The organism is Lachnoclostridium sp. An14 (assembly GCF_002160755.1).
In the GTDB taxonomy this organism is placed as follows: Bacteria; Bacillota; Clostridia; order Lachnospirales; family Lachnospiraceae; genus Lachnoclostridium_A.
Map to the genome: position 1 here is coordinate 26,456 of NZ_NFLE01000032.1, position 21,975 is coordinate 48,430.

A 21,975-nucleotide genomic window follows, 5' to 3' on the forward strand; every position below is an offset into this window, starting at 1 on the left:
TATCCATCTTAACTGAGCGTTCATCTTACCTTAAATTTTTGTAAGGTTCGTGCAGATTGCTGATTTTCCCTGGAGTTTATGCTATACTATGGCACAGAATTGCACGAAAGAAGGAGGAACCCCCATGTCCGAACTACAAACGATCCTGGTCGTAGACGACGATCCGGCCATCCGCCGCATCATCTGCCGCGTCCTCAGCAGCGAAGGTTTCTCCACGGAGGAAGCCTGCGGCGGCCTGGAGGCCGTCCACAAGGCGGAAAGCCAGCCTTATTCCCTGATCATTCTGGACCTGATCATGGAGGATATGGACGGATTTCAGGTAATCAACTATCTGCGGGCCCACGGCATCCTGACACCGGTGTTTGTCTTAAGCGGCAGACAGGCGGAAACCGACAAGGTGCTGGCCTTAGGCATCGGAGCCGACGACTACATCACCAAGCCATTCAGCACCATGGTACTCTGCGCCAAAGTGAAAGCGTGCCTGCGGCGCATCTCTTTGTCCGCCCCAGGCGGACACACGGAGCTCACGGCCGGTGTCTTCCGCTACGTATGCGATGAGATGAAACTGTATAAAAACGGGGAAGAAATCCCGCTGTCCAGCAAAGAGGCCCTGCTCATGAAGTATTTTATGAGCAACGCCAACCGGATTCTCACAAAGGAACAGATCTACTCCAACGTCTGGAACGACAGCATCATCGACGACAATACCATCATGGTGCACATCCGCCGCCTGCGCATGAAGATTGAGGATGATCCCAATCATCCCGTGTATTTAAAGACCATTCGGGGAATCGGCTACCAGCTGGCTGTGAAGGACGGGACTGGCTTATGATATGAAAACAGAGGGGGATGAATGCTGGCTGGAGGAGGCTTTTGTGTCATAGGACACACAGTTTCCGTTTCCTTCTATGACACAAAAAAGGAGACAGCGTCACACTGTCTCCGAACAATTCATAGGATCCGCAGGCTTTTTCAAGCTCTTTTCCGGCCTGTATTTTCTTATTTCGTGCTGAGGTATTTCTCAATCTCGCTGATTGCAGCTTCCTCGTCCCTGCCGTCCGCGCTCACGGTGATCTCCTCGCCGCTGGCCAGGCCAAGGGTCATCATGCCCATGATACTCTTTGCGTTGAAACGAGCGCCCTCGTTCTCCACATAAATGCTGCTCTCATACTGGCTGGCGATCTGCACCAGCATAGCTACCGGTCTTGCTTCAAGTCCTGACGCGAGTTCAATCCTGATCGTCTTCTTAGTCATAATCATCCTCCTCATTCCATGGAAACCTACGTTTCCGGTGCCTGCTCCCTCAGCCTTTCCGCGATTTCGCTGAGGCGGCGGAGTCTGTGATTTACTCCAGACTTCCCCACAGGCGGGTCAAGAGCTTCCCCAAGCTCCTTTAGTGTTGCATCCGGCTTCAACAGCCTTACCTGTGCCATCTCCTCCAGATTTTCAGGAAGACTCTCAAAGCCCATTGTATCACGGATATACTCAATATCCCTTATCTGCTTTACGGAAGCAGCCACCGTCTTGTTAATATTGGCAGTCTCGCAGTTTACCTGGCGGTTCACGCTGTTCCTCATCTCCTTCAGGATGCGGATATTTTCCAGCTCCATGAGGGAAACGGGGGCCTCCATCACGTTTAAAACGTCCACGATCTGGCTGCCTTCCTTGATATACACCACGTAGTACCGCTTTCGCAGCACGATCTTCCCATCCAGCCCGAAGGTTCCCATAATCTCCTTCAGCTGTCTGGCCTTGGCCTCGGCAGCGCACACGATCTCAAAATGATAAAACCGCTCCGGATCGCTGATGGAACCAGACGCCAAAAACGCCCCGCGAAGGAACGCCCTCCGGCAGCAGGCCTGCTGGGTAACCACGCTCCGCACCACGGACAGATCCTCTCGGATCTCCCCGTCGGCGTCCAAAAGCTTTGTGGCCTTCAGTACCCGGTACGCGTCCTCGTGTTCCTGCACAATCACCGTGTAGACCCGGTTCTTCTTCAGATACGAGTTACGGCGTATGGAGACATCCGTAACTATATTAAATGTTTTTTTCAATAATGTAAAGTACTTTCTTGCAACTGCCACATTTTCTGTATGGATTTTAATACAATACCGGTCCTGTTCCGAGATCTGGATCCGTCCGCAAAGGCTGAGGATCGCCGCGATCTCCGCGATCTGACAGTGCCTGGCAGGACTGATCTGCCTGGAAAGTTCCTCTTTTACTCTGGAAGAAAATGACATCGCTCACCTCAGCCCATCCGCTTATTATCCTTTTCAATATCCCGGTGCTCCAGCTTAATGCCCAGCTCGCTCCGCACTTTCAGTTTTTCATAGAGGGCGGAGGCCACTGTGACGGAGCGGTGTTTCCCGCCGGTGCAGCCCACGGCGATCACCAGCTGATTTTTCCCTTCCTTTATATAGTTGGGAATGAGAAACTCCATCATATCGTAGAGCTTTTCCAGAAACAGGCCGCAGGTGCCGCCCTGCATCACGTACTCCCGCACCTGGGCAGTCTCACCGGTCTTGTACTTTAACTCGTCCACATAGTAGGGGTTCGGGAGAAAGCGCACGTCAAACACCAGGTCCGCGTCCACCGGGATCCCGTACTTAAACCCGAAGGAGAGGATGGTCACAAACAGGTTTTCGTACTTCTGGCCGCCGGAAAAGATCCGGGCCAGCTCCTCCCGCAGCTCCCTGGTAAGCAGCGTGCTGGTGTCCAGAATGTAGTCCGCCTGCTTTTTTAAAAATGCCACCTGCTCCCTCTCCCTGGCGATTCCCCGGTCCAGACGGCCGTTCCCAGCCAGAGGATGGCTCCGGCGGGTCTCCTTGTACCGCTTGATCAGCACCTCGTCCCCGGCGTCCAAGAACAGGATCTGAAAGGGCATTCCTCCCGCCCGCCACCGGTCCAGGATCTCCTCCAGCTGGGGCAGCTCCGCGCCGCTGCGGATGTCCACGCCCATGGCCACGTTTTCCGGCTCTCCCGGATTGTCCCGCAAAAGCTCCGCGAATTTTTCCAACAGGGGGACGGGCATATTGTCCACACAGTAAAAGCCCAGGTCCTCAAACATTTTCAAGGCCACAGTCTTTCCCGCCCCCGACATTCCCGTTACGATCACCAGTTTCATCTGTAAGTTCCTTTCTCCTATTTACTTTGAAAGCCCCGGATGGCGACGATATAGATGGGCGTGCTCGCACGCACAGATATATCGGCATCAGACGGGCAAGACGGTATGAGAAAGGAGGGCGGCAGCCCGGATTTCGAATACCGTCGGCAGATGGCGGGAACGCCGTAGGCGTGGAGCCATCTGGCTTTCATGATTTGGGATGACCGCGTTAGCGGTCATGTCCGTTTACTTTGAATGCCCCGGATGACGCCGATATATCTGCGCAAATGCCCCATCCGCCGAAAACTTATGTTTCACAGGAAACCCGGTTTCCCGCGAAAGGCGAAACCGGCTAGCCGCCGTTCTCCGGCGTGCCGGACGGTTCCGGCGCGCGGTCCGTCTCCTCCTCCGGGAGGGAAAATTCTCCCAGGGTGCGCACCTCCAGCTCCATGGAAACGCCGAACTGTTCCTTCACCCGCCTCTGCACGTCCCGGCACAGGCGCAGGATCTCCCCGGGAGTGGCTTGGCCGCGGTTGATCACAAAGCCGCAGTGTTTCTCCGACACCTGGGCGTCGCCTACCCGGTAGCCCCGAAGACCGGCGTCCTGGATGAGCTTTCCGGCAAAATACCCCTCCGGCCGCTTAAAGGTGCTGCCGGCGCTGGGGTACTCCAGAGGCTGTTTTTCCTTCCGGCGGGCGGAGAGCTCCTCCATTTTCGCCAGGATCTCCTCCTGGTTTCCGGGAGAAAGGGAAAGCTCCGCCTCCAGCACCGTATAGCCCATTTCCGGGATACAGCTTCTCCGGTAGCCCAGTTTCAGCTCCTCCAGGGACAGCTCCTTTACCTCGCCTTCCCGGTCCATGACCCTGGCCCGCAGGACCACGTCCTTCATCTCAAAGCCGTAAGCCCCGGCGTTCATCACCAGAGCTCCGCCCAGGCTGCCGGGAATCCCCCCCGCCGCCTCCAGCCCGGTGAGAGAACGCCGGTACGCCTCCCTCGCCAGCTTTGACAGCAGGATCCCCGCTCCGGCCCGGACCGTGTTCCCCTGAAACTGGCAGAAGGCCCAGGGCTCTCCCATGCGGATGATGACACCGTGATAGCCCAGATCCCCCACCAGCAGGTTGCTGCCGTTTCCTAAGACGTAATAGGGAACCTGGCTGGCATTGCAGGCCCGCACCACCGCCGACAGGGCCGTTTCCCCATCCGGGGTGACAAAATAGTCCGCCGTTCCCCCGGCGCGGAAGGTGACGTGGGGCCCCATGGGTTCCTTGGTTTTCACATTTTCCCTTCCCGCCGCCAGGATCAGCTCCTCCAACAATCTATCCATAATTCTCCTTCATTTCCCAGCTCAGTCCGTGTGAGCGAAATTGGCCTGTACCCTGCGGTACAGCTCCTGGGCCGCGTTGTAGCCCATTTTCTTCTGGCGGTAGTTGACGGAGGCGGACTCTACGATGATGGCCAGGTTTCTGCCGGGACGGATGGGGATAGAATGGCAGACCACCTTGTTCCCCAGAAACTCCGTGTACTGGTCCTCCAGGCCCAGGCGGTCGTACTCCTTGTCCTTATCCCAGTCCTCCAGCTTGATGACCATGTCGATCTGCTGGCTGTCCTTTACGCTCTCCACGCCGAACAGAGCCTTGACGTCGATGATGCCGATGCCCCTCAGCTCAATGAAATGTTTTGTAATATCCGGGGCATTTCCCACCAGGGTGTCGTCGCTCACCTTGCGGATCTCCACCACGTCATCCGTCACCAGACGGTGGCCTCTCTTGATCAGCTCCAGGGCAGCCTCGCTCTTTCCGATGCCGCTCTCGCCCATGATGAGCACGCCCTCGCCGAATACGTCCACCAGCACGCCGTGAATGCTGATCATGGGAGCCAGTTTCACCTTCAGCCAACGAATCACCTCCGCCATCAGGTCGGAGGTGGGTTTCTCCGATACCAGACAGGGAACGCCGTAGTAATTGCAGACCGTGATCATCTCGTCATCCGGCATCATCCCGCGGCTGTACAGCAGGCAGGGGATCTTGCTGGAGACCAGCTGCTCGTACCGTTTCACCTTCACGTCATGCTCCATGGTGGAAATATAGGCCTGCTCCACGTACCCGATGATCTGCACCCTTTCATTGTCAAAATGGTCAAAAAATCCGGCCAGCTGCAGCGCCGGGCGGTTCACCTCCGGGTGAGTGAGCACGATCTTCTCCGTGTCAATATCCGGGGTAATATTTTTCAGCTGAAATTTGTTGATCAGCTCTGTGATCATAACTCCGTGCATTTGGCATCCTCCTTTTATCCTTGATTCTTCCTGTGTTTTATCCTATCATAAATCGCCGCCGTTGTCATTACGGAAACCGTCAGTGGAAAAAATTCCAGACGCTCTCCGCCGCCCGCCGGTTCATGCCCGGCACCTGGCTGAGGGTTTCCACATCCGCCTCCTTCACCGTCTCGATGGACTTGAAATGACGCATCAGCGCCTTTCTCCTGGTGTCCCCGATGCCCTCGATGTCGTCTAAAATGGAGCGGACCTGGCCTTTGCTGCGCAGGCTCCGGTGGTACTCGATGGCAAAGCGGTGGGCCTCGTCCTGAATCCTGGTGATGAGCTTAAAGCCCTCGGAGTGGCGGTCGATGGGGATTTCCACGTTGTGGTAGTAAAGGCCCCTGGTGCGGTGGTTGTCGTCCTTTACCATGCCGCAGACCGGGATCTCCAGCCCCAGCTCTCCCAACACCTCCAGGGCCACGTTTACCTGGCCGCGGCCGCCGTCCATCATGATCAGATCCGGAAAACGGGTAAAGCTGCCGTACTCCTCTCCCACTCCCTTTTCCTTTAAGAGCTCGTGCTCCTCCAGGCCGTGGGAAAAGCGGCGGGTCAGCACCTCCCGCATGGAGGCGTAGTCATTGGCCCCCTTGACCCATTTGATCTTAAATTTCCGGTAATCGTTCCGTTTCGGACGGCCGTCCTCGTAGACCACCATGGAGCCCACGGAGTCGAAACCGCTGATATTGGAAATGTCGTAGGCCTCGATGCGGCGCACCCATTTCAGTCCCAGCCAATCCCCGATCTGGTTCATGGCCCCGATGGTGCGCAGCTCCTCCCTCTTGATCTTTTCCTTGTCCTGTTCCAGCACCATGGCGGCGTTTTTCTGGGCCAGCTCCACTAGCCGCTCCTTCTCCCCCTTCTGGGGCACGGCGATGCGCACCTTCTGTCCCTTTTTCGTGGAAAGCCACTGGCGGATGGTCTCCTCGTCCTCCAGCTTTTCCTGGACCCACAGCTCCCTGGGCACGAAGGGAGTGCCGGAGTAAAACTGTTTCACAAAGCAGGTGAGCACCTGGGAAACGTCCTCCTCCACCGCCGTCCGCAGGTGGAAATGCTCCCGTCCGATAAGCTTTCCCTCCCGGACGAAAAACACCTGCACCACCGCGTCCTCCTCGTCTCTGGCCATGGCGATCACGTCCCGGTCGTCTGTGGTGCTGCTGGTGATCTTCTGTTTCTGGGCCACCTTTTTCACACTGTTTAGCAGGTCGCGGTACTCGATGGCCTTCTCAAAATCCATGGCGTCGGAGGCAGCCATCATATCCTTTTCCAGCCGTTTTAAAATGGTGTCGTACTTTCCGCTCAAAAACTCCACCACCTGCTCCACGTTCTCCCGGTACTCGTCCTCGCTGATATAGCCCTGGCAGGGGGCGTCGCACTGCTTGATGTGGTAGTTTAAGCAGGGCCGCTCCTTTCCGATGTCCTTCGGCAGGGAGCGGTTGCAGGTGCGGATTTTGTACAGCTTGTGGATTAAATCAATGGTATCCTTCACCGCCCCGGCGCTGGTGTATGGGCCGAAATATTTGCTCTTGTCCTTTTTCATCTGCCGGGAAAAGAGAACCCTGGGAAAGGCCTCCCCCACCGTCACCTTGATGTAGGGGTAGGTTTTGTCGTCCTTTAGCATGGTGTTGTACCGGGGACGGTGCTCCTTGATCAGGTTGCACTCCAGCACCAGGGCCTCCAGCTCCGAATCGGTGATAATGTACTCAAACCGGGCAATCCGGGACACCATCTGCTCGATCTTCGCCGTCTTGTTCCGGCTGCTCTGGAAATACTGGCGCACCCGGTTTTTCAGGCTGATGGCCTTTCCCACGTAGATGATCTCGTCCTTGTCATCGTGCATCAGGTAGACGCCCGGCTGGGCCGGCAGCTTTTTCAGTTCTTCCTCAATATTGAACATGGCCTACCTCCTCAGCCGGTTGCCGTCAAATTTCATCTGCGTCTCCAGCCACCGTTTCAGGCTGTAGAGCAGCTCCTGGGCGTCTCCGCCGCCGCAGGGGATCTCCATCCCGCCGCAGATAATCTCCAGGGTCTCCCTGGTGAGCCGTTCCCCTTCCCGGTCCAGCAGCCGCCATTTTCCCTCAAAGCTCTCCTCGTCGAAGAAACGGAGGAGGAAGGATTCCGGGGGCTGGGAACCGCCGCCTGGCACAGCGTCCACAGGGGATTCTCCAGCCGCACCATCCGTCCTGGCCTGAGAGGAACTGCCAAGGAAATCCGGTTCCATGGGAGTCTCCCAGCCAGAGCAAGGAGCCGTCTCCCGGAACCTTCCGGTTTCCCCGCGGCCTGACTGCGTCCCGTCTCTCCAAGACAGCTCTCCTCTCCCGTATCCCCCATCCGGCCGGCTCTCCTCCGGAGATGCCAGGGACGCCTTGTCCACCGGCTCAAACCGGTAGGTCTGTCCGGCATCCGGGTATTTTTCCCGGTCCACCGGGCTTAAAAACATGGTTAAAGGCCTGGCGTACACCCGAAAATCCCCGTAGAGGGCCTGATACACCACCAGCTCCTCCCCCGTCTCCGTGTGCTCCGCCACAGCGATCACCTGGTACAGCTTATTCTTAAAATGCCGGTAACATTCTCCCGGCATAGGTTTTCTTCTGCTTTCCGTCAAAGTTCCATCCTCCTGTCCGTCCCGGGCCCTTTCCCGTCAATTCATCTGCATTTGGGGAATCACCGTGGAAACCCCGGTTCCGTCCTTTCCAGAGGAACCGGCAGGGGAAATATGGGCCGGAAGTTCCGGCAAAGACTCCAGGGCCGGCGCCGGCCCGTCGATCTCGTAGAGGGAACCGTCGTCATTCCCCCCGGCCTCCTGCTCCGATGCCAGAGCCGGCTCGTCCCCGGCTGCGGAGTTTTCCCCTCCGCTCCCGCCGGTCTCTCCCGTCCCACCGGTTCTTCCTGCCGCAAAACGGGCCGCTTTTCCGCCTCCCGAAAGAGCGTCCGCCTGCTGCGCCGCCTCCGGATCCGCGGCCGCTCCGTCCTGAATGCCGTCCTCGATCTGGCCTTCGCCCGTGCTTTCTCCCGAGGAACCTTCCGGCTGGGCCGCGGACTGTTCCGCTGCCTCCCGCTCCGCCTGGGCCGTTGCCTCTGACTCTGCCCGTGAGGCAGCTTCCGCCGCAGCCGCTGACTCCGCCGCGGCCGCCCTGGACTGGGCGATGGCCTCTGCTTCCGCCGCCGCGTCCTCCTGGCTCTTGATTCCGCCCCAGGTATAGCGGCAGGCCGCCGACCACAGCAGCCATTCGTCATATCCGGCGTCATAGGTGGCCTGAATCTGCGCCCGGATCTCCTCCGGGCCGTATTTGATGTAGTGTTTCAAATAGGAAGCGGTGAAATCCTGGAGCCAGGGCCGCACCGTCGCCAGCCTTCTCCCGTCCTGCCCGTAGGCGGACAGCTCCTTCGCCGATCCCTGGAGAGCCGCCAGAATGGTGCGGTAGGGCTCCATGTCGGGATGCTCAATGCCAAAGTTTCCGTCCCCGTAATGGGAGGGGTAGATCATAGGACAGATGTAGTCCAGATGGCTGGCCATTTCCCCGTAGACCTGTCCCACAGACTGGGCGTCGATCTCACTGCCGATGATGGCGCCGAACACGTCCGCCGCCACAAACACCCCCTGGGGCGACAGCCGGTCATAGGCATAGGCCGTAAACTCCGTGATCACATCCGTCTTTGAGCGGCCTCTCGTGTCCGCCTCGTCAAATACCACGTCTCCCACGCCCTTCTCCGTACAGAAACGGATGTAGTCAAACTGCACCTCGTCGAACCCCATGGCCGCCGCCTGGGTCCCGATTTCTACCAGATAGTCCCAGACCTCCTGCTTATAGGGGTTGATCCAGGCCAGACCGGAGCGGTCCCGGAACACAGAGCCGTCCGGCAGCTTTAAGCACCATTCCGGCTTTTTCTCCGCCAGCCAGGGATCCCGGAACGCCACCACGCGGGCGATCACGTACAGGCCGTAATCCTCCTTCAGCCGTTTGATCAGCCCGGGCATATCGGACACATAGGCCTTGCTGGCCTCCGTCTCCGTCACCAGAGGGGAATCCATGGCGCAGGTCACCCGTCCATTGTCATCCTTTAAGTCGATGACCACCGCGTTAATCTCCGTGCCCGCCAGCTGGGCGAGGATCCCGTCCATCACCTCCCCGCTCCCCGCTGCCGGGGCACTCAGATAGATCCCTTTCACCTTCACCGGTGTTTTCTCCGGAACCGGCTCCGTCTCCTCCTCCGTCTCCGCGGCAGAAACCGCTATGGGCGAGGCCCCGTCACTTCCCAGGCCCGCCTCCGCGGCATCCATCTCCGTCGTCTCCTCCGGCGGGGACGTAATGTCCTCCGGCGCGCCGTACCGCCTGCATCCCGCCAGGGTCAGCAGACAGAGTCCCACCAACAGCCACTTTTTCATGTTATCCACCTTTCCGTTCATTTTTCGTCAGAATATCCTCATTATTTTATCACATTTCCGGCGAAGGGACAAGGGCGGGGAAACGGCTGCGCTTTACGCTTTACGTCCTTGTCCCCGCAAAGAATCCGCGAAGGTGTGACCCGTCCCTATTTCGTCAGGATCTCGTATCCGTCCTCCGTCACCAGCACCGTGTACTCCCACTGAGCCGACAGGCTGCCGTCCTCCGTCCACACCGTCCAATCGTCGTCGGCGTCGATGAACCAGTCGGGGGATCCGGCGTTGATCATAGGCTCAATGGTGAAAATCATCCCCGGCTCCAGCTTTGGCCCCCGGCCCCGCCGTTTCACGTGGAACACCAGCGGCTCCTCGTGGAAATCCAGACCCACTCCGTGGCCGCAGATGTCCGGCACCACGGAAAAGCCGTTTTTCTCCGCGTGCTCCTGGATGATGGCACCGATCTCGTTTAAGTAGCCGCCGGGCCGCACCGCCTTCAGGCTTAATTCCAGGCACTCCTTCGTCACGTCCACCAGTTTCCTGGCCTGAGGACTCACCTGGCCGATGCAGTACATCCGGGAGGCGTCCCCGTAATATCCGTCCACAATGGTGGTCACGTCCACGTTGATAATATCCCCATCCTGCAAGATCACATCCTCCGACGGGATTCCGTGGCAGACTACGTCGTTTAAGGAGGTGCACACGCTCTTTGGAAAGCCCTCAAAGTTTAAGGGGGCGGGGATTCCGCCCAGCTCCAGAGTCTTTTTGTGGACCACCTGATTGATGTTCTCCGTGGAAATGCCCGCCCGGATCATTTCCTCCACCGCGTCTAACACCTTCGTATTGATCTCCCCGGCCCGGCGGATCTTCTCCACCTGCTCCGGCGTTTTGATAATCGGTTTCATTTTATGCTCCCCCTTCCCGTTATTTCCGTTTCATCCGGCGAATCCTGTCCTTCGTCTCCCGATCCACCCGGTAGGATTCCGTGATTTTCTGCAGCGCCTTGTTAAACGTCCAGTCGTCCAGCTCACATTTGTTCAGATACTCCATGGTCCGCTCCGGCAGTTTCACAAAGTAAACGGAAACGGCCCATGCCACCGCCATTCTCACGTAGTAAGCCTCACTCCGGATTCCGTCAAAGAGGCGGAAGGCCTCATCCGCGTGCTCCCCGTCGCAGTAGTGGGACAGAGCCATCACCACCGCGAACCTAAGCTCATATTCCCGCTCACTCTGAAAATAGGGCTGCAAAAACTCCCAGACCGCGGCGGAACAAGCGCCGTCCGCCGCCTTGTAGGAGCCGCAGAACACGTCGCAGACCGCCCAGTTGTCAATCTTCGGCACAAAGGCCGCCGTGCGGGCAAGCAGCTCCTCCAGGTCCATCTTTTTCCAGGCCCCGGCGGTCACCAGGCCCAAAAGCTGCCGTTCCTCATAGGTTTCCCCCGCATTTTCTTCCAGAAAGGCTCTCCAGTCGGAGGAAATGATTTCCTTTGCCAGTTTCCGCAGAGCCGGCACCCGCACGCCCAGAATATCATCTACCCCAGGCAGCAGCTTGCCGTGAAACTCCCGGTATTCCGGCTCCGCCAGCTCCAGGAGCCGTTTTTTTACGTCCATATTTCGTCCGTCCTTTCCCATCAAATGCCCTTATTGTACCACATCCCCCCGGTCCAGGGAATACCTACGCCCGCCGTTTTTCCCTATTTGCGGCAATTCAGCCATATCCCTCATCATTTGACGGATTTCACAAAAATCCGCCCGCGAAAACCGGGAACAGCCGTCAAATCCTTCATCCCAGGCGTCCCTGATGGAAACAGATAGCTGGACAGTTCCCCCTATTTTCCCTATTTCGCCAAATTTCTCAAATTTTCATTGATTCCACCAGCACGGTTATGCTATATTATTAATTTATGAACTGTTATTAATTTACCATAGATGGAGGCAGGATATGCGAATTGGATTTGACAATGAAAAGTATCTGAAAATGCAGTCGGAGCACATCAAGGAGAGAATCGGCCAGTTTGGGGACAAGCTCTACCTGGAGTTCGGCGGAAAGCTGTTTGACGACTACCATGCGTCCAGAGTTCTCCCTGGTTTCGCTCCCGACAGCAAACTGAGGATGCTTCTGCAGCTGGCGGATCAGGCGGAAATCGTCATCGCCATCAACGCGGCGGATATTGAGAAAAACAAGGTGCGCTATGATCTGGGCATCACCTACGACGTGGACGTGCTGCGCCTGATTCAGGCGTTTACGGACAAGGGCCTTTACGTGGGCAGCGTGGTCATCACCCAGTACAGCGGCCAGCCTGCGGCAGACCTGTTCAAGACCAAGCTGGAGCATATGGGCATCCGGGTATACCGCCACTACGTGATCGAGGGCTATCCCAACAACATCTCCCACATTGTCAGCGACGAGGGCTACGGCAAAAACGACTACATCGAGACCACCAAGCCTCTGGTGATCATCACCGCCCCCGGACCGGGCAGCGGAAAGATGGCCACCTGCCTCTCCCAGCTCTACCACGAGAACAAGCGGGGCATTAAGGCCGGCTACGCCAAATTTGAGACCTTCCCCATCTGGAACATCCCCCTCAAGCACCCGGTGAACCTGGCCTACGAGGCGGCCACCGCGGACTTAAACGATGTCAACATGATCGACCCCTTCCACCTGGAGGCCTACGGCGTCACCACCGTAAACTACAACCGTGACGTGGAGATCTTCCCGGTGCTCAACTCCATCTTTGAGGGCATTTACGGGGAAAGCCCCTATAAATCCCCCACGGATATGGGTGTAAACATGGTAGGCAACTGCATCGTTGACGACGAGGCCTGCAAGGAGGCCTCCTGCCAGGAGATCATCCGCCGCTACTACCAGGCCCTCAACCGCAAAGCCAAGGAGCAGGGAAATCCCAACGAGGTCTACAAGATCGAGCTGCTGATGAAACAGGCCAAGATCTCCGTGGATATGAGAACGACGGTGCAGGCGGCCAACGATCTGGCGGCAGCCACAGGAGCCCCCGCGGCCGCCATGGAGCTGCCGGACGGCACCATCGTCACCGGCAAGACCTCCAACCTCTTAGGCTCCTCCGCCGCCCTGATCCTGAACGCGGTGAAGGCCCTGGGAAATATCGGCCATGAGGTTCACCTCATCGCCCCCTCCGCCATCGAGCCCATTCAAAAACTGAAGGTCAACTACCTGGGCAGCAAAAACCCCAGGCTGCACACCGACGAGGTGCTCATCGCCCTGTCCATGTGCGCCGCCACCGATCCGACAGCCCAGAACGCCTTAAACCAGCTCTCCAAGCTGAAAGGCTGCCAGGTGCACACCTCCGTGATGCTCTCCGACGTGGACATCAACGTGTTTAAAAAGCTGGGCGTGGACCTGACCTCCGAGCCGGTTTATGAGGAGAGAAAGATCTATCATTGATTTGAAACTGGGGATATTGAAGTGCGTTTCGGCGAAAAGCGTTGGGAAAGGTATGGGAAATGTCATTTCCTGTAGCATAAAAAAATAAAAAGTGTGCGCAGCTGCGCACACCCGCGCCGGAGCGCGGCTGCGTAAACAGCTATATTCCTCTGCGCGAAGTGCGTTTCCCGCCGGAGGCTTTTGTGTCATAGGGAACGCAGGTTCCTACTACAAAAAACAGGCACCGCGGTTTTCCATTTCCGCTGTGCCTGTTTTATTGCCTCAATTCTATTATGGGAGTCTCAGCTCCACTCCTCCTCCAAAAACCGCACCATGTCAATGGCTTTCGGCGGGCACCCCTTCAGGCTCTTTTGAAACCCGCAGGTGCACTGCCCCACGCCAATCTCTCCTGTCTGCCCTTTATAGGCCTGTCCAATGCAGATCTGTGTCTTCTTCCCCCGCAGCTCGCCGGCGTCGTTTAACCGGTCCAAAGCGTAGATCAGGGAGCCGTAGCAGGCGCTGCAGGCGTCCTTTGCGTCTGTATATTTCGCCAGCCCCTGTACCCGGTGGCTCATGCGGAATTTGGTCCTTCCCGCCTTGTCCTCGTTGAGGTAAATGAAGTTGGCATTGGCCGTGTCCGTACTGCCCACGCCCAGCCTCTCCGCCATGCGGATGTAGGGAATATCGTCCACAGAATACCCCATGCAGTCGCACACATAGCTGTCGCAGAGCACCGGATCCTTAAAACCCAGCACCCGGTTCATCACCACCGGGTTTCCCCCTTCCTCAAAATCCAGATCCCCGCAGATATTATCCACCAGAATAAAATCATTGCGGGCGATGGTGTTTAAGTGGGCGATGGGCTTGTGAAGGCCCATGGTGTGGAAACGGCGTTTCTCCTTGTTGGGGATCACGCCCTTGTTGTTTTTCAGGGCACAGGTGATGGTGGTCTGGCAATGGCCTTTCAGCACCGGCATATTGATCATGTAATCCACGCTGGCCGCCCGGTCGCAGAGGCTGATCTTCATTCCCCTGGCCTCGTATTCCTGGAAGGAATCCCGCTGCAGATCCACCAACTCTACCCCATATTTCTTGCTGATCTCCCGGTATCCGGCAGCGGTGAAGGCGGACTGGGTATTGTCTCCCACCCAGGAGCCTTCCATGATGGCCACATTCTCAAAGCCGTTCTCCCGCAGATATTCCACCGCTCCCTCCAGCAGCTCCTTGTGGGTGGTGGCGCCGCTGGACGGGTCTCTGGCTACCACCAGGTTTGGCTTTAACGCCACCCGTTTCTTCCGGTCGCCGATCTCATCCGCCACTCCGGCCCGATCCAGCACCTGCTTGGCCATCTCTTTGTAATTCGTTCCATGTATGATAATAATATCATCTCGATTCATCCCTTTTCCTCCGCCGGTATCCTTTTTCCTGATTTTGTCCCGTCTATTATAGCACCTGACTGGTTGACGGGCAAGGGATGAGGGAAAAAAATGGGACGGTTCTTAGGAAGAAAAGAGGAGCCGGCGCAGCGCGGTCAGGCTGCATCGGCTCCTGTTCTTCTCATTTTTATCTCCAGATTATTCGTGATCCGTATCCGCATCCGGCAGTTTCACAGGCGTCTCCGCCCCGGTATCTCCATCCGGAGTTTCCACAGCCGGCGTCTCCGTCCCGGCCGGCTGCTCGTCATGGATTTCCTTTTCCGGTGTCTCCGGTTCCGGCACATTCTCTGCCGCCGGTGTATCCGTTTCCGCCTCAGGCTGTGCCTCCTGGCTCTGGCCATCCCCGGTCTCCCGCTCCGCCGGCCGCTCTGTCACACGGCCTCCGGTCTCGCCGCCGTTTTCCTCCGGCTCCGGCAGCCCTTTCACCTCCCGGAAAATCTTCATAAACTCTTTTCCCGTAATGGTCTCCTGTTCGATGAGGAACTCGGCAATCTTGTCCATGGCCTCCCGGTTCTCCGACAGCAGACGTTTCGCCTCAGCGTAGGCCTTCTTTAAGATGAGCATTACTTCCTCATCCACTTCCGCCTCCGTCTTATCGCTGCAGTTTAACACCGCCCGCCCGCTCAGATACTGGTTTTCCTGGGTGGCAAGACCCATCAGCCCAAACCGCTCCGACATCCCGTACTGGGTCACCATAGCTCTGGCCACTCTGGTGGCCTGCTCAATATCGTTGGCCGCGCCGGTGGTAACGGTGTCAAACACCAGCTCCTCCGCCGCCCGCCCAGCCAGGAATCCCACCAGCATGGCGTCGATCTCTTTTTTCGTATTTAAGTATTTTTCCTCCTCCGGCACGTGCATCACGTAGCCCAGAGCGCCCATGGTCCTGGGCACGATGGTGATCTTCTGCACCGGCTCCGCGTCCTTCTGCAAAGCCGCCACCAGGGCGTGGCCCACCTCGTGGTAGGATACGATCCGCCTCTCCTCCTTGCTGAGGATGCGGTCCTTCTTTTCCTTACCCACCAGAACCACCTCTACGGCCTCAAACAGATCCTTCTGGGAAACGGCCTTTCTGCCGTTCTTTACCGCCATAATGGCCGCCTCGTTCATCATATTCGCCAGGTCGGCGCCTACGGCCCCGGAAGTAGCCAGGGCGATTTCCTCAAAATCCACCGTGTCGTCTAAAAGCACGTCCTTGGAATGCACCTTTAAAATATTTACACGGCCCTTTAAATCCGGCTTGTCCACGATTACCCGCCGGTCAAAGCGCCCCGGGCGCAGCAGCGCCGGATCCAGGATCTCCGGCCGGTTCGTAGCCCCCAGCACCAGAAGTCCCTTGGAGGAGTCGAAACCATCCATCTCGGAGAGCAGCTGGTTTAACGTCTGCTCCCGCTCGTCATTGCCGCCGCCAAACCGGGAATCCCGGCTCTTTCCGATGGCGTCAATCTCGTCGATAAAAATGATGCAGGGAGCCGATTCCTGCGCCTGCTTGAACAGGTCGCGGACACGGGAGGCACCCACGCCTACAAACATTTCCACAAAGTCAGAACCGGACAGGGAGTAAAAAGGCACATGAGCCTCTCCCGCCACAGCCTTCGCCAGAAGGGTTTTTCCCGTTCCGGGCGGGCCCACAAGGAGGGCGCCCTTGGGCAGTTTCGCGCCGATTTTCGTATATTTCGCCGGGTTGTGGAGGAAATCCACAATCTCCGTCAGAGACTCCTTCGCCTCATCCTCTCCCGCCACGTCCTTAAAGGTGACGCCGGTCTCCTTCTGCACGTAAACCTTGGCGTTGGATTTGCCTACGCCCATGATCCCGCCTCCGCCGAGCCGGCGCATCATGGTAGTCATCAGAAATACCAGGAATCCGAACCACAGCAGAGAGCCGATAATGTCAATCATCAGGCTGCTGGTCTGCTCCAGTTTCCGGATCTCAATCCCGTGATCCTCCAGCCGCATGGTCAGCTGGTCATCGCCCTCCATCCGCACAGTATAGTACCGTTTCAAAGGCGTGTAGCCGTCCACGTCCGCCTTCGGGTGAATCTCAATCTCCGAGTTGCTCACCGCCACGGATTCGATCTGCCCTCTGTCCACCATCTCGATAAACTGGTTGTAGGAAAGTTCTTCCTGCGAGCTGCTGGCGAGAGCATTTTTCATGAAATAAACAGTGGCAAAGGTGATCAGAGCCGCAATCAGTAGAATGGTGATCGTCTGGTTGCTCTTAGGCGTCTTGCCATTGTTGTTCTGCTGGTTGTTGTTCATATATGCTTTTCTCCATTCCGGACAGGATCCTCTCCTATCCCACCTTATTATAATGTCATCATATAGAGAAATCAATAAAGAAAAGATAAAATTTTCCCATGTATTTCTCACCAGTTTTCCGCAACACTAATACAGAGGTGATGACATGAAGGATAAAGAAACCATTGACTACCGGGAGCACACGGATTCAGACTTAAGCCGTTCTGGTTCCGCTATGGACTGCACAGGGCTGATTCCGGCCCTCCCGTCGTCGGAGGCAGAGCTGGAATTTTATGATGAGCTGTACTCCTACCTGCCGCGGGCATCCGCCAACGCGAAATAACCGCGTCACCGCCCCGCGCCGCCCAGAGCCAGCCGGATTCCGGGCGGCGCGTCAAATTTTCTCTAAACATTTTTGAAAACTTCTAAAAATATACCAGGAAACGGCGTTAAAAATCTGTTTAAATTCTCGAAATTCCATCTTGTTCCTCATTCACAACCGTACTATAATAAATAGTTAGATTTCACGCCGGGAATCAATTTAACCAAAGAGAGGAATCTGTATTATGAAAACGACAGCCGTGGACCGCAGCTCCTACCTGTTTTCCAACCGGGCGCTGACGGCCCTCATCATCCCGCTCATCATCGAGCAGCTTTTAAATGTGCTGGTGGGCATGGCTGACACCATTATGATCGCCCGCGTGGGCGAGGCCGCCGTATCGGGCGTATCCCTGGTGGACAGCGTCATGCTGCTTTTGATCAATGCCTTCCAGGCTCTGGCCACAGGAGGAGCCGTGGTAGCCGGCCAGTATCTGGGCCAGAAAAACCAGAAACGAGCCTGCGAGGCCGCCAACCAGCTGGTATGGTTCGTGACCATCCTGGCGGTGGCCATTATGGCCATTATGTACCTGGGGAAACGATTTATTCTCCATGTGGTGTTTGGACAGATCGACGCGGACGTCATGTATCACGCCAACGTATACCTGCTCATCGTCACCGCCTCCATCCCCTTTATCGCCCTCTACAACGCGGGCGCGGCCATCTTCCGCTCCATGGGCAACTCTAAGGTATCCATGAAGGTGTCCATCCTGATGAACCTGATCAACGTGTGCGGGAACGCCATCCTGATCTACGGTTTCCACCGGGGAGCCGAGGGCGTGGCCATCCCGACCCTGGTCTCCAGAATGGTGGCCGGCATCCTGATCACCATCCTGCTTTTAAACCAGAATCAACAGCTGCACATCCGCCGTTCCTTCCGCTACCGTTTTAAGCCGGGAATGGTCAAAAAGATCCTGCAGATCGGCGTTCCCAACGGCCTGGAAAACAGTATGTTCCAGCTGGGAAAGATCATCGTGCTCAGCCTGGTTTCCACCTTCGGCACCTACGCCATCGCCGCCAACGCGGTTTCCAACGTCGTCGCCAGTTTCCAGATTCTGCCGGGCATGGCCTTAAACCTGGCGATCACCACGGTGATTTCCCAGTGCGTGGGGGCCCATGACTATGAGCAGGCACAGTATTATACAAAAAAACTGTTAAAGCTTACATACCTTTTCGTGCTGGTAACGGTGTCTGTGATGCTGGCCGCGTCCCACCTGATCACCTGGGCCTACAACCTGTCTGACATTACGGCGGCAGAGGCCATCAAGATCTTTTTCATGCACGGGATTTCCGCCGCCATCATCTGGCCCATTGCCTTCTCCCTGCCATCCACCCTGCGGGCGGCCGGTGACGTGCGGTTCTGCATGATCACCTCCATCGCGTCCATGTGGATTTGCCGGATCGTGTTCAGCTACATCTTTGGCCAGTATCTGGGATTCGGTGTGTTCGGCGTGTGGATGGCCATGATTTTAGACTGGTGGGTGCGGTCCGCCTTTTTCGTCTACCGCTACCGGAAGGGAACGTGGAAAACCAAGGCTCTGGTGTAGAACCGAGATGGAGAGAGCTGTTTCTTCTATATTAAAAAGCGTGCGCGCCAGCCATTCCCGCGCCGGAGCGCGGTTCCCACTGGAGGCTTTTGTGCCATAGGGAACGGCTGTTTCCTACAAGGATGAAAAAACCGCGGGATCGGCTGTCCCGCGGTTTTTCATTTGTTTTTCCCCTTTCCTAGGAAAATACCACCTGCACCAGCACCATGTAAAGCACGGTCCCGGCGCCAATGGAAAGCAGAGAATTTTTCTTCCATTTATGCAGAAGGGCGACGGCAGCCACGGCGATCAGCTCCGGAAGGCCCCAGGCGGCCGCGCCTCCGTTTCCTCCGCCGGCAATCTGGGCCTTCACCGACAGGATGGGGGCCTTCAGGCAGTAGATCACCAGCAGGCCGATGGTGGCGTAAGGAAGGGTTTTCCCCAGAAAATCTACGAAGGGCGGCGTCTTTCTTCCGCCTCGAAATACCCAAAACGGCAGAAAACGGCTGAGAACGGTGGCCGCCACCATTGCCGCCACAATTCCAATTTCAATTCCTAATGTTCCCATTTTCCATCTCCCCCTTTCCCGTGCGAGTCCTCTGATACGCCGCGAACAGCACCAGCAAAATCACTGCCATGGCCGGAATGATAAAATTGTCCTGGCCAAACAGCAGCAGACACATCGCTGTGGCCGTCAATCCCAGAAGGGCTGAGGGATGGCCCTGCCGGTCCTCCCACTGGCCCACGAAAATCACCACGAACAGGGCCGTCAGCGCGAAATCCATTCCCGCCGTGTTAAACGTGAGAAAGCTGCCCAGCACGGCACCTAAAAGCGTCCCCAGTACCCAGTAGCACTGATCCAGGAACGAAACCCAGAAATACACCTTGTCCCGGTCCATCTCCGCCGGCGGCTCCTCGGCGCACAGCACAGAGAACGTCTCATCCGTCAGCCCAAAGATCAGATAAGGCTTAAACCGTTTTACCGGCCTGTATTTGTCCAGCATGGAAATGCCATAAAACAAATGTCTGGCGTTCAGCATAAAGGACATGAGAAACCCGTACAGTGGATTTACTGCTGTGGCTAACAGGGATACGCCTAAATACTGCAGGCTGCCCGCATAAACCACAATGCTGATGGCCACGGACCACACCGGTCCAAATCCGCTGTCCGCCATCAATATCCCGTAAGCCGCTCCCAGCACCAGGTAGCCGGCCATCACCGGCACGGTCTTGGGAAAGGCGTACTCCAGCTCTGTTTTCCGCTCTTTCATCCTCTTTTCCTCCCTTTTCCGGATCTGTCTTGACAAATCCATCCCTTTTCCCTAAAATTGTATCTTATTGTAGCGACTATTTCTGAATTTGTCAATTCAAAGGGGGATTTTGTATGGACTACAGCGCTTGTACCCTCTGCCCCAGGATGTGCGGGGTGAACCGATATGAAAGCCTTGGTTTCTGCCGCTGCCGGCCCGTTCCCAAAGCGGCCAGGGCTGCCCTGCACCAGTGGGAGGAGCCCTGTATCAGCGGCATCCGTGGAAGCGGAACCGTGTTCTTCAGCGGCTGCACCCTGCGGTGCTGTTTCTGCCAAAACCACGAGATCAGCAGCGGCGGTTTCGGCATGGAACTGACAGCGGAGCGGCTGGGAGACATTTTTCTGGAGCTGGAGGCCCAGGGTGCCCATAACATCAACCTGGTAACTCCCACCCAGTATCTTCCCTCCATTCTGAAGGCTCTGGATCTGGTCAAACACCGCCTTTCCATCCCTGTGGTCTACAACTGCGGCGGCTACGAGCGGCCGGAAACCATCGACGCCTTAAATGGATATGTGGACATCTATCTCCCGGACCTGAAATATAAAAGTACCGTCCTCTCCGCCCGTTACTCCCAGGCTCCCGATTATTTTTACTGGGCCTCCCAGGCGATTCCGGCTATGATCCGCCAGACGGGAGTTCCGGTATTTTCTCAGGAAGACGGCTGCCAGCTGCTGAAAAAGGGAGTCATCCTCCGCCACATGATACTGCCTGGTCAGAAGGAAGACTCCAAAGCGCTCCTGGATTGGATCGCCGATACCCTGCCGAAGGGGCAGTTTCTCATCAGCCTGATGAGCCAGTACACTCCTTTTTACCGCAGCCAGGAGTTTCCGGAAATCAACCGGAGGATCACCACCTATGAGTACAATCAGGTGCTGGACTACGCTATTTCCCGAAACCTTACAGATGGATATATGCAGAAAAAAAGCAGCGCCCGAGAGGAGTACACCCCTCCCTTCCAGCTGCAGGGCCTCTCTCCCTCCCAGATGAAGAACACGGAAACCCAAACCTCTCATGAAACCTATCCCAACGCTGCCCCCTCAGAAACTGCCTCAACTTGACACGGCGGGTGGGTTTCCCGTTCATACTCTTGCCGGAATATGGCTATGGCAGCAACGGCAGCCTGTTTCCCATGGGAATACGTATATCCGTCCGTTAGAAGGCATTTGTATCCAAGAAACAAAAGCCAGTATGAAAGAGAAATGCTAGAAAGACGTTTTTGTTGCGGTTTCCACCACGATTCGTAAATCGGCGGAACAGCGTTTTTCATAACACAACGAATAAGGCGGATATCGAATCTTTTTACGACTTTCGACATCCGCCTTCAAGCTATCTCATCCATTGGACTGCTTTCCTTTCTTTATTCTATTTTTCATCCATATTCACTTTTCTCTTTCTCCGGGCTTTTAAGTTCCTTTTTGACATTCCTTTCATTCTCTTGCCTATGGATTGCAAATTACGAATCTACTATACTTTCTCGTCATATAATAAATGGTAGGTTTACAATTCCTATAGGATCCTGTCAGTTATGTTCTTATCTATCTCCGGATTCCGAGTTTTCCTATGTTCCAACTTCTTCTATGGAAGTGAAACTTCATTTAAGTCTCCGGTGGTTTGTACCTCCTTCTTTTATTTTTTGTCATTTCTTTCTCTCATCTTCTAATCTCTCTCTCTTTTGATGGTTTTAGTATAACGCTGTAAACGATATTTGTCAACACTTTTTCGCTATATTTTTATTCTTTTTTGATATTAAGATTGATTTGTATATTTTTGTTTGTATTTTTTAAATTTATGCTCTATTTTTATGGATATATTCTTGGTTTTTGTTTGAATATTTTGATAATTTACCGAGGTATTGACTGGGAAAATGAGGGGATGTTGGGGGGTAATGATATGGG

At 56.0% G+C, this 21,975-nt stretch carries 19 protein-coding genes; 5 read left to right on the forward strand and 14 right to left on the reverse strand.

The features are described from left to right. Positions 1-124: 124 nt before the first annotated feature. Positions 125-832: a response regulator transcription factor gene (locus tag B5E84_RS15420; protein ID WP_087224350.1), complete on the forward strand. Its 708-nt coding sequence runs from the start codon at positions 125-127 to the stop codon at positions 830-832. Positions 833-999: 167 nt separating this feature from the next. Here B5E84_RS15420 and B5E84_RS15425 read toward each other — a convergent pair whose 3' ends face one another. From B5E84_RS15425 to B5E84_RS15470, 10 genes are all read right to left on the reverse strand, one after another. After that, the gene (locus tag B5E84_RS15425; protein ID WP_087224352.1) at positions 1,000-1,254 is read right to left on the reverse strand and encodes an HPr family phosphocarrier protein; all 255 of its coding nucleotides are present in this window, start codon (positions 1,252-1,254) and stop codon (positions 1,000-1,002) included. A 26-nt stretch (positions 1,255-1,280) separates the two neighbouring features. Then, the gene (gene whiA, locus B5E84_RS15430) at positions 1,281-2,240 is read right to left on the reverse strand and encodes a DNA-binding protein WhiA (protein WP_087224354.1); all 960 of its coding nucleotides are present in this window, start codon (positions 2,238-2,240) and stop codon (positions 1,281-1,283) included. 8 nt (positions 2,241-2,248) lie between these two features. Next, positions 2,249-3,124 carry an RNase adapter RapZ gene (gene rapZ, locus B5E84_RS15435; protein WP_087224356.1) on the reverse strand — a complete coding sequence of 292 codons (876 nt, stop codon included), beginning with the start codon at positions 3,122-3,124 and terminating at the stop codon, positions 2,249-2,251. 331 nt (positions 3,125-3,455) lie between these two features. Further along, positions 3,456-4,427, reverse strand: a complete 972-nt coding sequence (murB, locus tag B5E84_RS15440) for a UDP-N-acetylmuramate dehydrogenase (RefSeq protein ID WP_087224358.1) — start codon at positions 4,425-4,427, stop codon at positions 3,456-3,458. 21 nt (positions 4,428-4,448) lie between these two features. Continuing rightward, positions 4,449-5,375: an HPr(Ser) kinase/phosphatase gene (gene hprK / locus B5E84_RS15445; RefSeq protein ID WP_087224360.1), complete on the reverse strand. Its 927-nt coding sequence runs from the start codon at positions 5,373-5,375 to the stop codon at positions 4,449-4,451. 79 nt (positions 5,376-5,454) lie between these two features. After that, positions 5,455-7,311, reverse strand: a complete 1,857-nt coding sequence (gene uvrC, locus B5E84_RS15450; protein WP_087224362.1) for an excinuclease ABC subunit UvrC — start codon at positions 7,309-7,311, stop codon at positions 5,455-5,457. Between the two features lie 3 nt (positions 7,312-7,314). Further along, a complete protein-coding gene (locus B5E84_RS15455; RefSeq protein WP_087224380.1) occupies positions 7,315-7,995 on the reverse strand; it encodes a DUF1653 domain-containing protein in 681 nt (226 codons plus the stop codon). Between the two features lie 60 nt (positions 7,996-8,055). Continuing rightward, positions 8,056-9,801: a putative glycoside hydrolase gene (locus B5E84_RS21240; protein ID WP_087224382.1), complete on the reverse strand. Its 1,746-nt coding sequence runs from the start codon at positions 9,799-9,801 to the stop codon at positions 8,056-8,058. A gap of 146 nt (positions 9,802-9,947) precedes the next feature. Next, on the reverse strand, positions 9,948-10,700 hold the full coding sequence (gene map, locus B5E84_RS15465; RefSeq protein ID WP_087224364.1) for a type I methionyl aminopeptidase: 753 nt from the start codon (positions 10,698-10,700) through the stop codon (positions 9,948-9,950). A 19-nt stretch (positions 10,701-10,719) separates the two neighbouring features. Next, positions 10,720-11,406: a DNA alkylation repair protein gene (locus tag B5E84_RS15470; protein ID WP_087224384.1), complete on the reverse strand. Its 687-nt coding sequence runs from the start codon at positions 11,404-11,406 to the stop codon at positions 10,720-10,722. 331 nt (positions 11,407-11,737) lie between these two features. Here B5E84_RS15470 and B5E84_RS15475 point away from each other — a divergent pair, with 331 nt between their 5' ends. Beyond that, positions 11,738-13,216 carry a DUF1846 domain-containing protein gene (locus tag B5E84_RS15475; protein ID WP_087224366.1) on the forward strand — a complete coding sequence of 493 codons (1,479 nt, stop codon included), beginning with the start codon at positions 11,738-11,740 and terminating at the stop codon, positions 13,214-13,216. Between the two features lie 281 nt (positions 13,217-13,497). On the opposite strand, the gene B5E84_RS15480 is transcribed toward B5E84_RS15475, so the two are convergent. After that, entirely contained in the window at positions 13,498-14,592 is a 1,095-nt protein-coding gene (locus B5E84_RS15480; RefSeq protein WP_087224368.1) for a DUF362 domain-containing protein, read from the reverse strand. A 177-nt stretch (positions 14,593-14,769) separates the two neighbouring features. Continuing rightward, entirely contained in the window at positions 14,770-16,887 is a 2,118-nt protein-coding gene (gene ftsH, locus B5E84_RS15485) for an ATP-dependent zinc metalloprotease FtsH (protein WP_087224370.1), read from the reverse strand. 145 nt (positions 16,888-17,032) lie between these two features. On the opposite strand from ftsH, the gene B5E84_RS20875 reads away from it, so the two are divergent. Both B5E84_RS20875 and B5E84_RS15490 read left to right on the forward strand, forming a co-directional pair. Next, entirely contained in the window at positions 17,033-17,209 is a 177-nt protein-coding gene (locus B5E84_RS20875) for a hypothetical protein (RefSeq protein WP_204248600.1), read from the forward strand. A 223-nt stretch (positions 17,210-17,432) separates the two neighbouring features. Continuing rightward, positions 17,433-18,791, forward strand: coding sequence for an MATE family efflux transporter (locus tag B5E84_RS15490; RefSeq protein WP_087224372.1), 1,359 nt, complete (start codon positions 17,433-17,435; stop codon positions 18,789-18,791). Between the two features lie 178 nt (positions 18,792-18,969). Here B5E84_RS15490 and B5E84_RS15495 read toward each other — a convergent pair whose 3' ends face one another. Both B5E84_RS15495 and B5E84_RS15500 read right to left on the reverse strand, forming a co-directional pair. Beyond that, complete coding sequence (locus B5E84_RS15495; protein ID WP_087224374.1) at positions 18,970-19,338, reverse strand: branched-chain amino acid transporter permease; 369 nt, start codon at positions 19,336-19,338, stop codon at positions 18,970-18,972. Further along, on the reverse strand, positions 19,319-20,041 hold the full coding sequence (locus tag B5E84_RS15500; protein ID WP_087224376.1) for an AzlC family ABC transporter permease: 723 nt from the start codon (positions 20,039-20,041) through the stop codon (positions 19,319-19,321). Before B5E84_RS15500 ends, B5E84_RS15495 begins: the two co-directional genes overlap by 20 nt. Before the next feature lie 113 nt (positions 20,042-20,154). On the opposite strand from B5E84_RS15500, the gene B5E84_RS15505 reads away from it, so the two are divergent. After that, on the forward strand, positions 20,155-21,138 hold the full coding sequence (locus B5E84_RS15505; protein ID WP_143469255.1) for a radical SAM protein: 984 nt from the start codon (positions 20,155-20,157) through the stop codon (positions 21,136-21,138). The last annotated feature ends 837 nt before the right edge of the window (positions 21,139-21,975 follow it).

Excerpts from the sequence above, each read along its gene's own strand:
- B5E84_RS15505 (WP_143469255.1), top strand. The coding sequence starts at position 20,155 with ATGGACTACAGCGCTTGTACCCTCTGCCCCAGGATGTGCGGGGTGAAC.
- B5E84_RS15495 (WP_087224374.1), bottom strand. The coding sequence starts at position 19,338 with ATGGGAACATTAGGAATTGAAATTGGAATTGTGGCGGCAATGGTGGCG.
- ftsH (WP_087224370.1), bottom strand. The coding sequence starts at position 16,887 with ATGAACAACAACCAGCAGAACAACAATGGCAAGACGCCTAAGAGCAAC.
- B5E84_RS15490 (WP_087224372.1), top strand. The coding sequence starts at position 17,433 with ATGAAAACGACAGCCGTGGACCGCAGCTCCTACCTGTTTTCCAACCGG.
- B5E84_RS15475 (WP_087224366.1), top strand. The coding sequence starts at position 11,738 with ATGCGAATTGGATTTGACAATGAAAAGTATCTGAAAATGCAGTCGGAG.
- B5E84_RS15425 (WP_087224352.1), bottom strand. The coding sequence starts at position 1,254 with ATGACTAAGAAGACGATCAGGATTGAACTCGCGTCAGGACTTGAAGCA.
- B5E84_RS21240 (WP_087224382.1), bottom strand. The coding sequence starts at position 9,801 with ATGAAAAAGTGGCTGTTGGTGGGACTCTGTCTGCTGACCCTGGCGGGA.
- uvrC (WP_087224362.1), bottom strand. The coding sequence starts at position 7,311 with ATGTTCAATATTGAGGAAGAACTGAAAAAGCTGCCGGCCCAGCCGGGC.
- B5E84_RS20875 (WP_204248600.1), top strand. The coding sequence starts at position 17,033 with ATGAAGGATAAAGAAACCATTGACTACCGGGAGCACACGGATTCAGAC.
- B5E84_RS15480 (WP_087224368.1), bottom strand. The coding sequence starts at position 14,592 with ATGAATCGAGATGATATTATTATCATACATGGAACGAATTACAAAGAG.
- murB (WP_087224358.1), bottom strand. The coding sequence starts at position 4,427 with ATGGATAGATTGTTGGAGGAGCTGATCCTGGCGGCGGGAAGGGAAAAT.
- B5E84_RS15420 (WP_087224350.1), top strand. The coding sequence starts at position 125 with ATGTCCGAACTACAAACGATCCTGGTCGTAGACGACGATCCGGCCATC.
- B5E84_RS15455 (WP_087224380.1), bottom strand. The coding sequence starts at position 7,995 with ATGCCGGGAGAATGTTACCGGCATTTTAAGAATAAGCTGTACCAGGTG.
- map (WP_087224364.1), bottom strand. The coding sequence starts at position 10,700 with ATGAAACCGATTATCAAAACGCCGGAGCAGGTGGAGAAGATCCGCCGG.
- whiA (WP_087224354.1), bottom strand. The coding sequence starts at position 2,240 with ATGTCATTTTCTTCCAGAGTAAAAGAGGAACTTTCCAGGCAGATCAGT.
- B5E84_RS15470 (WP_087224384.1), bottom strand. The coding sequence starts at position 11,406 with ATGGACGTAAAAAAACGGCTCCTGGAGCTGGCGGAGCCGGAATACCGG.
- rapZ (WP_087224356.1), bottom strand. The coding sequence starts at position 3,124 with ATGAAACTGGTGATCGTAACGGGAATGTCGGGGGCGGGAAAGACTGTG.
- hprK (WP_087224360.1), bottom strand. The coding sequence starts at position 5,375 with ATGCACGGAGTTATGATCACAGAGCTGATCAACAAATTTCAGCTGAAA.
- B5E84_RS15500 (WP_087224376.1), bottom strand. The coding sequence starts at position 20,041 with ATGAAAGAGCGGAAAACAGAGCTGGAGTACGCCTTTCCCAAGACCGTG.